8 protein-coding genes are annotated in these 12,296 nt (G+C 36.4%); 4 read left to right on the forward strand and 4 right to left on the reverse strand.

The features are described 5' to 3' along the window. Positions 1–15 precede the first annotated feature (15 nt). From ACFS6I_RS05535 to ACFS6I_RS05550, 4 genes are all read right to left on the reverse strand, one after another. Positions 16–2,415, reverse strand: a complete 2,400-nt coding sequence (locus ACFS6I_RS05535; RefSeq protein ID WP_380918708.1) for an ABC transporter permease — start codon at positions 2,413–2,415, stop codon at positions 16–18. 92 nt (positions 2,416–2,507) lie between these two features. Beyond that, on the reverse strand, positions 2,508–3,185 hold the full coding sequence (locus tag ACFS6I_RS05540) for an ABC transporter ATP-binding protein (RefSeq protein WP_132773513.1): 678 nt from the start codon (positions 3,183–3,185) through the stop codon (positions 2,508–2,510). A 49-nt stretch (positions 3,186–3,234) separates the two neighbouring features. After that, the gene (locus ACFS6I_RS05545) at positions 3,235–5,601 is read right to left on the reverse strand and encodes an ABC transporter permease (RefSeq protein ID WP_380918709.1); all 2,367 of its coding nucleotides are present in this window, start codon (positions 5,599–5,601) and stop codon (positions 3,235–3,237) included. A gap of 104 nt (positions 5,602–5,705) precedes the next feature. Further along, positions 5,706–6,959: an efflux RND transporter periplasmic adaptor subunit gene (locus ACFS6I_RS05550; RefSeq protein ID WP_168128205.1), complete on the reverse strand. Its 1,254-nt coding sequence runs from the start codon at positions 6,957–6,959 to the stop codon at positions 5,706–5,708. A 363-nt stretch (positions 6,960–7,322) separates the two neighbouring features. On the opposite strand from ACFS6I_RS05550, the gene ACFS6I_RS05555 reads away from it, so the two are divergent. From ACFS6I_RS05555 to ACFS6I_RS05570, 4 genes are all read left to right on the forward strand, one after another. Beyond that, positions 7,323–8,579 (forward strand): TolC family protein, encoded by a 1,257-nt coding sequence (locus ACFS6I_RS05555; protein ID WP_380918711.1) that lies wholly within the window; start codon positions 7,323–7,325, stop codon positions 8,577–8,579. Positions 8,580–8,683: 104 nt separating this feature from the next. Beyond that, the gene (locus ACFS6I_RS05560; RefSeq protein WP_208700135.1) at positions 8,684–10,045 is read left to right on the forward strand and encodes a sigma-54-dependent transcriptional regulator; all 1,362 of its coding nucleotides are present in this window, start codon (positions 8,684–8,686) and stop codon (positions 10,043–10,045) included. A gap of 3 nt (positions 10,046–10,048) precedes the next feature. Beyond that, entirely contained in the window at positions 10,049–11,368 is a 1,320-nt protein-coding gene (locus tag ACFS6I_RS05565; protein ID WP_380918713.1) for a sensor histidine kinase, read from the forward strand. Positions 11,369–11,730: 362 nt separating this feature from the next. Beyond that, a complete protein-coding gene (locus ACFS6I_RS05570) occupies positions 11,731–12,258 on the forward strand; it encodes a hypothetical protein (RefSeq protein ID WP_380918715.1) in 528 nt (175 codons plus the stop codon). Positions 12,259–12,296 lie beyond the last annotated feature (38 nt).

Genomic DNA, 12,296 nt, shown 5'->3' on the forward strand with positions numbered 1-12,296 from the left:
ATTATTTTTTATATACTACTCATTCCTTAGATTATCAGAGATATTTGAACGGGATGCTTTTACAATATGAATGCATATCGTACAGGCCGAGACAATAAGTAAGACAGCTGCCGATAATACAAATTGCCATACACTAAAAGAGATTTTATAAGCGAAGCCTTGCAACCAAGCATTTGCAGCCCACCAGCCAAGCGGGATCGCAATCAATACAGCTAAGGCAACTAGACGTAAAAAGTCTTTACCAAGTAATATTCCCAAATCACTTAGGTCTGCTCCCAGAATCTTACGGATACTGATTTCTTTTGTGCGACGTCCAATTAAAAAAGCGGTTAGCGCGAATAGCCCGATAATGGCCATTGCAATGGCTGTAAATCCAAAGAAGGTGACGATGCGTTTTAAGCGCAGATGACTCGCAAATAGTTGTTGAAAATTTTCATCTAAAAAAGAGTGACGAATTCCTAAACCAGGTTCAATATCTTTCCATAATTTCTCAATAACTGCAACCGTTTTGTCCATGTCACCGCCAGAAAGTTTAACCAAAATCGCACCTCCTGATTGAAAAACACAAGCATCATTGCCTATAGTGAAAACAGTCGGTTGTATTTCCTGTTCAAAGCCCGTCACATTGAAGTTTTTTACTATTCCTACCACCTCAATTGGAATACTATCGCAGTCAGGGTAGCTGATATATGTTCCGCCAGCATGTTGTATACCCAACCTTTTAGCTGCAGCTTCATTGATAATAGCCGATCTTGTATGCTGGTCAGCATGACTGTCATTAAATGACCTACCTTCGATTAAATCAATGTTGAGCGTTTTAAAATAGTCCTGACTTACTTTGACCGACCCCAAGCGATAGGAAGCCCCTTCATGTTTAAAATTCATTGTTGATGTATCCGATAAAACATCACCAGGAACCTTGGTTGTTTTCGCTACGGACTGTATTCCGGGAATACGGAGTAGTTCTGTTTTGACTTGCTCAAAATTTTCTTCCCTATTTTTCATCATCAAAGTCTGTACACGCAACACCTGTTCACTCGAGAATCCTTTGTCAGAATTCTGCATATAAGTTAATTGCCGATTAACAACTACAATACTAATAATGAAGAATGCCGCCACTACAAACTGTACCACAATTAATCCATTACGTAAAGCAAGTCCCTGTTTTCCTCTTGAGTAATCACCCTTAAGAACTTTTGTGGTGTTATACCGGGAGAGGAAGACAGCAGGATAAAGACCAGAAAGCAGTGTGACGATAATAAGGCACCCTACAACCTGAGCAATTAATGACCAAGAAGATCCTGGACCAAACAAATTTAAAGAGACGCCGAATTCTTGATTAAAATAAGGTATGGCTATACTTATGAGTAGGAAGGATAAGAATAATGCGATAGTACATTGCAGGGTAATTTCAATCATAAATTGCCAAAATAAATTAGCACGGCTAGAGCCAAGAACTTTTTTAATGCCCACCTCTTTCGCGCGTCTCAAAGAAGATGCGATCGAAAGGTTACTGAAGTTAATTGCTCCAGTAAAGAGTAATAATATGGCTAAAACCAATAAGATTGAAATCGTACCGATATTGCTAGTTCCATACTTAGGAAAATTATGGATATCATGTACGGCGTCGACAAAAAGACTTGTGTGATTGGCAGATTTGACATACTGATCATACGTCTTGCCTGTTTCTTTCATAAGTCTTTCCGTATAATAAATACGGTCTATTGCTGTCTCCAAATCATTTCCAGCTAGAATATTTTTGGTTTTAACATACGTATGGAAGGACCAATTTTCCCAATGATAGTTTTGTTTTTCAAATGGTGAACGGTATACGATTTCAATATTCAGATGAGTCGGCCCTTCTGGATTTTCCATAATTGCAGTCACCTCGAAATCAAAAGAATTGAATGTTTTTATAGTCTTTCCTATTGGGTTTTCATTTCCGAATAGTTTATTAGACATTGATTCACTAATGACCATGGCATTTGGTTTCTGTAGAGGATTTAATGCATCTCCTGCTACAATCTTATAAGGAAAGACTGAGAAAAAGAGTGAGTCTGCAGATATGGTACCACTTTGTGAAAATGTTTTTTCTCCTACAGAAAGAGGTACTTCAAAAGTAGCATCTGTTGAAATTTTAGTGCTAGATTCGATTTGAGAACCATTTTCACGCAATAAATTCGCTAAAGGTGCCTGTGTATTGGGAGAAATATCATTCTCGGCGTCACGAAGCGATACTTTATATACCTTTTCAAGTTCCGGGTCCCAACGGTCATAATTAAGTTCATAGTTGAGGTATAATAAGATCATCAAGAAACTAGTTAGACCTACAGTGAGTCCAAGAATATTAATGGCCGAATACCCTTTGATTTTCCAAAGGCTACGAAAGGTTATTCTTAAATAGTTCTTTATCATCTTAATTTTGTTGCTTCAACTGGTGTACTTTTCCTTAAAACCCTGATTCAGCTTTTAAACTTGTTATTATAATTATTTATTAAAGTGATCAATTATAAAGTTGCCGTTTCCATAATGACCTGTCCATCTAACATGCGGATCACACGATCGGAAAATTTGGCATCATGTTCACTATGTGTTACCATGACGATTGTTGTTCCAGCTTCATTCAGTTCAGTTAATAATTGCATCACTTCGTTACCATTATTGGAATCTAAGTTACCTGTAGGCTCATCGGCAAGAATTAGTTTTGGATTATTGACCACAGCTCGGGCTACGGCTACACGCTGTTGCTGACCTCCAGACAGTTGTTGAGGGAAGTGATTGCGTCGGTGCATGATCTGTACTTTCTCCAAAACCTCTTCGACACGGCGTTTACGCTCTGCTGCAGGGACATTGGTATAAACCAGTGGTAATTCCACGTTTTCAAATACCGTCAATTCATCAATCAGGTTAAAGCTTTGGAATACAAAACCAATATTATGCTTACGTAAATCCGAACGGCCACGTTCTTTGAATTTAGCGACTTCGATTTCATTAAATAGGTAGCTTCCTTCATCCAAATCATCCAGAAGCCCGATAATATTGAGCAACGTAGATTTACCACATCCAGAAGGTCCCATAACGGCAACAAATTCCCCCTCCTTAACATGGATATTCAAATTGTTGAGTGCCACGGTCTCTACTTCTTCTGTACGATAGTACTTTTGAAGGTTACTGATTTTGATCATATTTTTTGTGCTCATATCTTTATGTATTGTTTGTAATTGTTCTGTTGAATTATTGATCTCTTAATGAGTTGGTAGGGTTAGATAATGCCGCTTTTAAAGCCTGACCTGAAATCGTTATGATGGCGATAAAAAGTGCAAGTGCTCCACTGATTAAAAACACTGTCCAGGAGATATCAATGCGATAACCATAATTACCTAACCACTGATTCATCATATACCACGCGATCGGAAATGCGATCAGGCAAGATAATATAATGAGTATAATGAATTCACGGTTTAGCATATTTATCAGCCGTGTAACAGATGCACCCAATACTTTTCGAATACCAATTTCTTTTGAGCGCTGTGCAGTTGCAAAAGCTGATAGTCCAAATAGACCTAGGCAAGAAATGATAATAGAAAGTATTGAAAACACTGAGGCTAATTTTTGAATAAAAAGTTCAGATTGAAATGTATTATTAAAAGAATCATCTAAAAACCGATATTCAAAAGGATAAGAGGGATTATGCTGTTTTAGAATTTTTTCAATTTGCTGTACAGTAGATGGAATGTCAACTCCGGCTTTGGTTTTGATATTTAAAATACCAATAGGGGCATTAAAAGGAATAAAGATAAGCGGGCTAGGTGCTTCATAGACACTGTTATATAGAAAGTTTTTAACAACACCTGCTATTCGAAAGGATTCTGTTCCATAGGTAATTGTACTTCCAGCAACCATCCCATCTTTTTTGATCATTTTTGCTAGAGTCTCATTTACGATAATAGATGTACTATCTCCTAAAAAATGCGGGTTAAAGTTACGTCCATCGATCATCTTCATGTCCATACTTGGGATAAATTCATCATCAGTTCGTAACATACTGATCAGTATACTGGATTTAGGATCTTTTCCTTCCCATTCAAAGCCACTTGAATTGTTACCGATATTTAAAATACTCATATCGCTTATGCCTATCTGTTCAATACTGCCTGTAGCCTTTAACTGATCTTTAATTAAATCAATATGTTGCGCTAACTCTCCCTGTAGATTTGTAGTAATGACTTGACTACGGTTGTAACCTAAATCTCGACCTTTAGCATGGTTTATCTGTTGATAGATAATAATGGTGCTAATTATAAGTACAATAGACGCTGTATATTGTAATACCACCAATCCTTTTCGAATGAAAATAGACGCACCTGTTTTTTGTTTATGTCCTTTTAATGTCGAAATAGGATTGAATGACGAAAGATAAAATGCGGGATAACTTCCAGCAAAGATGCCACAAGACAATACGATGGTGAGTAGGAATAATAAATGGTTTGTACTCAATAAATCCACTTCGAGTTTTTGATTGATAATACTATTAAATGGTCCAATTGAGATGTAAACAAACAGAATCGCCAATAGTGCAGAAAGAAAGGCGAAAATCAACGATTCTCCTAAAAATTGTGTAATTAGAGAATTTTTAGTAGCTCCAACCACCTTGCGCATACCAACTTCTTTGGCTCTTTTTTCAGATCTGGCTGTAGCCAGGTTCATGAAATTGATACAGGCAATTAGTAACACGATGCCAGCGACAAAACTAAATAGCTTAACATTTTTAATTCTTCCCTCTTTTTCGTTTCCATCTTTGTCGAAAGCATTGTAAAGACGCCAGCGATTCATTGGATAAAGGTAGTTCTTGGAAAATGTCACTTGACCATTAGTTTTATTTTTAACAAAATCTAGAAGTTTAGCATTGATTTGATTAATGTTGGCATTTTTTTCAACCTGAACTAAAGTCATTAAACCATTATTTCCCCATTCTTTTAACCATTCCTGTCCTATTTCAAATTTTTTGAATGGAATAATCCAATTGAATTTTAAATTGCTATTATTTGGAAAATCTTGTACTATTCCAGAAACAATGTAAGATTCATTGTTACCTATACGAACTGACTTTCCAAGTGCAGGTTCATCACCAAATAGCAGTTTTGCCCCATCCGAACTGAGGATAATATTATTTGGATCTTTTAGTGCTTCAGAGCGATTCCCCTGTAGGAAATCGACTGATAATAAATCGATAATTTCTGGATCAGCATGATAGCCATTGAGGTATAGGTTATTTTCTCCATTCGAAAATAACAAGGAATTATTTGATGCCATTCTTACTGCATATTTTATCCCTGGAATTTCTTTTTCGATGGCTTGACTTAAGGGACCAGGAGTAGACTCAAATACAAAGGTTGAACCATCATAAGTTTGCTTAGATTTGACAACATAGATGTCATCTACATGAGCAAAGTGCTTATTATAGTTGACTTCATTTTCTACCCATAGAAAAATTAAGGCTGCTGCGGCAATGCCAATAGCGAGCCCAAAAATATTAAGAAAGCTGTAGCTTTTGGTTTTCCAAAGGTTACGAAAGGTGGCTTTTATAAAATTTTTAATCATGTCTTTAATGTATTAGAATGAGGTGTTAACTATGGAAAAACACCTCAGAAATTTTCTCTTTACTTTTTTGGAGGATTAGCGCGAGCATCCTATCATAAGTTTTATTAGCGTTTAATATTTAACTCCTGTACTTTATCATAAGTCTCATAGCTGGATACAATTACTTTATCACCAGGTTGTAAGCCTTTAATGACTTCATAATATTCAGGATTCTGTCTTCCCAGTTGAATATCCACACGGTAAGCAGTATTCCCATTTTTATCTAGTTTAAAGATCCAGTTACCACCGGTTTGCTGATAAAATCCTCCCTTTGCAAGTAATACGGCTTTGGTCTCGTCACTCAAAGCCAATCTGATCTGTAAAGTCTGCCCCCTACGGATACCTTTAGGAACTTCATTGATAAATTCCATATCGACCTGAAAACGTCCATTTGTTACTTGTGTATATACTTTTTTGATTCTTAACTTATATGCTTTATCACCAATCGTGAATTCACCTTGAAGATCGGGGAAAATTCGATTGATATAATGCTCGTCAATATCCGCACGAACCTTAAATCCCGTAAGTACGTCTATCTGTCCAAGACGTTCACCTGCATTTTTATTTTGTCCAATCTCAGCGTCAAATGATGTTAATTGACCATCTACAGGAGAACGAACGATCAAATCGCCGATTTTTCTCTTCATCAATTCAAGAGCACTTTGTGTACGTTGATACGTTTCTTTATCCTGATGCGCTTTTTGATTGGTCGAAACCTCATCCTGTTTTAGGATTTGTTTTGTTAAGTTAACCCGTTCTTTTTGGTAGTTATATTCATTTTTTGATTTTTCAAATTCTTGTGATCCTATCGCTTTTTCATTCAATAATTTTTTATTTAATTGATATACACGTTCAGCCTCTTTATAAGCCTGTTCTACATCTGCCATCTGGTTACGGTTATTGATCGAAACCTGTTGTGCATTGGTTTGGGCAATCTGTGATTGTGTCAAGAGGTTTAATACCTGTGTTTCCTGTTGAATAAGATTAAGTTCCTGATCGGTATTGGACAACCGCATGATTGGATCTCCCTTTTTTAAGGTCGCACCATCTTCTACATATTTTTCCTCCACACGGCCTCCAACAGAAGCATCTAAATAAATACTGCTAATAGGAAGAACAGATCCATTGATTGGAATGAATTCCTGAAAATTGTCTTTTTTAATCTCAACGATGGAAATACGATCTGCTTCTACATTCAACTTGCTGTTACCGCTTGTAAAATAAAAGCTTGCGGCTATAAGGCCGACCAAACCTGTAATTCCGACTAAGGTTAATATGCGTTTGTTATTCCACTTCTTCTTTTCTAAAGGTCTGTCCATAATACGTTTCAATTTTGTTATTATCTATGAAAGATGTGCCATAAATGTAATGTGTTGATATTCATTTCATTATTGTGTTTTAACTATTTGTCTAGTGTTCGTATTCGAACACTTATTGTTCGGCTGCGTACAACTTGATAATTGAGCCATTTTTTTTCATAAAAAATGAGTGTATTATTGAAGTGTTCGCTTTCGAACACCTGCATGTACGAAGATGAACATAAATCGTTGTTGCTTATTGTTATTTAGTTGATAATTAGTGATTTGTTTGTTTGGCATGGCCTGTGGTTAAAGATTTGGAAAATATGAAATATGAAACGAATCTTTATATACAGTTTGTGTTTTCTTTATAGCTTGACTTTTGTGCGTGCACAAGTTCAACAGCGCTCGTTGAGTGAATGCATACAGATAGCTATAAAAGAAAATCCGGCCTTAATGCGGAACGAACTAGATGTAAAAAGAGCAGGTATTAATTTGAATCAGGCAAAAGCAAATCGATTGCCAGATGTCAATGCAGGTTTGAATCATAGCTTTAGTACGGGCCGGTATTTGGATAAAACAATCAACCAATATACAACAACAAACAATTCTTCGGGAGGAGCTTCTTTAGGAGTAACTGTTCCTGTGTTTAACGGATTTCGAATTTTGCACGACGTACGTATGAAAGCTGATGCAAAAACTGCCAGCAAGTTGGAATTCGATTCGCAGATCAATACGCTTAAACTGGATGTGATCGAATCGTTTATTCAGATTTTGACTGCTCAGGATGTCTTGAAACAGTCCGAATTGCAAACTGAGGTGACCAGTGAACAGGTGCGTAGGGCAGAAGTACTTCATAAAGAAGGTGCAATTGCACCGGGAGATTATTTTGATCTGAAAGGACAATTGGCGAATGATATCAATGCAATTGAAAATAACAAACAGATTTTGTATCTCAATAGACTGAGGTTATCTACTTTATTGAATGTAGATGAAACAAGTCTGGGCGAGTTGAAAGCAATCGAATTTAAACAGGATGCCGAAATTAAAACTGCAGCGCAATTGTTTGATGCTGCAAGTGAGAATTTGCCAATTATACCAGCACTGGATTGGCGGATCAAGGCTGCTGAACGCAATATTAAAGTGGTGAAATCAAATTATTGGCCATCCTTGTCTTTCAGTGCAGGTTTATCTACAAATTATTCAAACGGTGCTGATTTTGGTTATTTTAAGCAATTCAACAATAATTTAGGGAAGTCAATTGGACTCAATTTAAACATTCCGATCTTCAATCATCTCGCTGTATATAATCAAGTGAAATTAGCTAAATTAGATTTGGAATCTGCTAAATTTCAAAAAGATGTTAGTCTCAATGAATTACGTACCGAGACTGCTAAGGCTGTTTTTAATTTGAAAAATGTCAGTAATAACATCGTTCAATTGCAAGAACAGCAACAAAGTTATTCGGAATCATTTCGTATCGCACAGGTACATTTTGAGGCAGGAAATAGCAATTCCGTACTGTTCTTAACAGCAAAGAATAAATTGGACAGTAGTCAGATTCAGTTGCTTGTGAAGCAATATGAATGGTTGCTTCAAAAATATATCAATGATTATTATGCAGGCTCGTTGAATTTATAGTTATCTTAGTATCTGAATAAATGCATGCATGAGTATTCTTTTAGAATTATGAACAATAAATTACTCATGATAACCTCATTGCCAGTGCAGAACAAATTATTTTAATGAAAAAGTCAGCAGTTTTAGTCGTCGATGATGACCATGATTTATTAACAGCAGCACGTATATTACTCAAGCCCAAAGTGAGCCATGTGCAAGTAGAATCTAATCCAGAAAATCTCATGGGACATCTGGATAAGATGTCGTACGATCTGGTTTTACTGGATATGAATTTTAAAAGTACAATCAATACGGGTAATGAAGGATTGTTCTGGTTGTCACGGATAAAAGAAAAATATCCAAATATTCGGGTTATCATGATTACAGCGTATGGAGCTGTTGACCTAGCCGTGAAATCGCTCAAACAGGGAGCTTCAGATTTCGTGGTAAAACCATGGATTAACGAACATCTATTGGCTACAATAGAAAGTGCGCTGACAGAAAATAAAAATCAAGACAAAAAAGTTAAAAATTCGCTTTTAACGTTGGACGGTGTTCCCGATTTAATTGGGCAGTCGGTCGTAATGGATGAGTTGCAATATAAGTTAGAGAAGATTGCTCCGACAGATGCAAACATATTGATTTTAGGAGAAAATGGTACTGGAAAGGATCTGATCGCACAGGCCATTCAGAAACGTTCACTTCGTGCCAATGATGTCTATGTGAAAGTAGACGTAGGCTCTTTAACGGAAAGTTTGTTTGAAAGCGAATTGTTTGGATATAAAAAGGGAGCTTTTACGGATGCACGGGAAGATCGTCAAGGTCGGTTTGAAGCGGCCAATGGAGGGACTTTGTTTTTGGATGAAATTGGAAATATCTCGCTGCAGCAACAGTCTAAGTTATTGACCGTCCTTCAAAATCGTTATGTGACGCCATTAGGATCACATCAGATGATTCCTGTCGATATCCGCCTCATAACAGCTACAAATGCAGGATTGAAAGTACTTGCTGATGAAAATAGATTCCGAAAAGATCTGATTTACCGGATCAATACCGTAGAAATACAGGTTCCACCTTTACGACATAGGGGACATGATATTCAGCTTCTCGCAGAACATTTTTTAAACGTTTATGCTAAGAAATATAATAAACGGATTGACGGATTTGAAGCAGATGCCATAAAAAAACTCTTTTCTTATCATTTTCCGGGTAATGTACGAGAATTACAATACAGCATTGAACGCGCGGTTATTATGGCCGACCAAGCGAGTATTAGCGGTAACGATATCTTTTTTTCCCCAATTGAGCAACAGCCCGAAGAAAGTTCATTTGACACGAGCATTGCTGGTACAAATTTGGAAGAATTAGAAAGAAAAGCGATTAAAGCGGCGATAGACCGATTTAATGGAAATATAAGTAAAGCTGCAAAGGAGTTGGGACTGACACGGGCAGCCTTATACAGAAGATTGGAAAAATATGATATCTAAAAAATGAAAGGTAATCGATTCTTTAATCTAGTTAAGTTACTGATTTTGTTGGCAGGATGTGTGATCGATGCCTTTCTGGTGTTTAAGGGTTTTTATGCCTATGCTGTTTTGATTTTTCTTCTGCTTGCCTGCTTAGCTTACAGCATCTATCAGCAAATCCACTTTTTATCGCAGCAAGTGGTCGAGTTTTCCGAGGCGGTGAAATACCATGATTTTACACGTAGATTCGTTGTTAAAAATGCGAAATCAACGGAAGGTAGACTTTTTACCTCTTTTAATCAGATTAACGACACCTATAAGGAGATCAGCATGGATAAAGAGATCCAGCATCAATATCTCGATAGGGTTATTAATATGCTAAATTCGGCTATTATTTTCTATCAATTGGACAGCGGAAAAGTGATGTGGGTAAATGATGCTTTTAAGCAATTGTTTCATATGCCACATTTAGGAAATATTTCTGCCCTAAAGAAAAAACACGAAGAATTGTACGAAAAGACCATGCGTTTGGATGTTGGACAGCAACAAATGGAATCTGTACAGTCAAAAAAAGGAAAGATAAAGTTGCTTATTCAGAGTTCTAGCTTTGAAACACAAGACGCGGTCTTTCGGATTGTCGTCTATCAAAACATCAATGAAGCGATGGATGAGACTGAAACGAAAGCCTGGCAAAAGCTTTTAAGGGTGTTGACGCATGAAATCATGAATTCAATTGCTCCGATCAGTTCGCTAGCAGAGACTTTAAACGGAAGGCTAAATCATTTCAGAGGACAGGAAGATATAGAGGATTTAAAAGTAGGAATTTCGACCATCCAACGCAGAAGTCAGGGACTTTTGCATTTTGCTAAAAGTTACAGGATGATCAATAAGGTCGACGAACCTTCGCTGGTTCCCATTTCTGCAGCACAGCTTTTTGAACATATTTACCAATTATTGGAACCAACAATTCTTCAAAAGAATGTGGATGTAGATATTATTTTGAAGAATACCCGCTTGATTCTTCACGCTGATGTTAATCTGATTGAACAGGTTATCATCAATTTGATGTTAAATGCTATTGATGCCGTTAAATTAAATGACAACCCTTATATCAGTCTTTCTGCCATAGAAGCCGATGGTAAGATACAGGTTAGGATTGAAGATAATGGAATTGGTATACCCAGTGATCTGCAAGAACAAATTTTTACACCATTTTTTACAACAAAAAAGACCGGTACAGGTGTTGGCTTGACCTTGAGCAAGCAGATTATGCTGCTGCATAAAGGGACGATTTTTGTTAATAGTGAAGAAGGAAAAGGAAGTGTTTTTATCTTACAGTTTTAGATCATTCCTTGCTATTGACTTATTTTATTGCTAACAGTTCTACGCTGGTTAGCCCTATGCTTCTGTGTTTTATCATCAGCCATTCACGAATGTTTCATGTGAAATATTTCCTGTTTTATACTTTTTTAGAGAAATGAAGGTAGATCATGTTGTTTCTTAATAGGAAATATGTGTAGACCTTATTGTTATTTTCTAAAGGATTTATAGAGCTTTTATAGAGGTTTGATAGAGGGTTTATAGAGGTAAAGCTATATAAACCCTCTATTAATACTAAGTAAAATGAGTATAAACGCTAAAGAAATATCCAATAAGCTACACAGGTGATCCAAATATGTATAACTCTATGTACATTTGTCCTCGAAATGCAGTTTTATCTAAAATATTTACGTCATTACTTAATTTCTCATAGCCGTCATGGGACTCATTCACCGTTTGTATATAAATTGGTTGATGAAGTTCTTTATCGAAAATCTACTGTTGAAGAATTGAATGTTGTGCCATTATTCTATAAGAGGGCAGGGAAGAAGGCTATCAAAAAATATTTATTTCTAGAACGTTTGTTGCGGACATTTGCCTTTAGAACCTTTAAAGTAAGAGGTAAAATGGTCCAGCAGGATCTTTTAGAATTATTTAGGCAAATAAGAAGTGATGACTTCCCTAGGGTTATTTATTATATTGATACCGATGAGGATTATCTATCTGTATTGGAGGATGTTGATGAACATGCTATTTTAATTATTGAAGAGCCACATGCTTCTAAAAACAATGAAAAATACTGGGACCTACTAAAACAAGCTGAAATGGTAGTCGTGACTATTGATCTTTTCCATTTAGGATTGGTTTTCTTTAAAAAAGGTCAAAGAAAAGAAGATTTTCTCATTCGTTTTTAAGAGAAGGGGTATTTATGAAATTGATCATCTCTTATTCG

The sequence above is a fragment of the Sphingobacterium anhuiense genome (assembly GCF_042686355.1).
GTDB classification, from domain to species: Bacteria; Bacteroidota; Bacteroidia; order Sphingobacteriales; family Sphingobacteriaceae; genus Sphingobacterium; species Sphingobacterium anhuiense.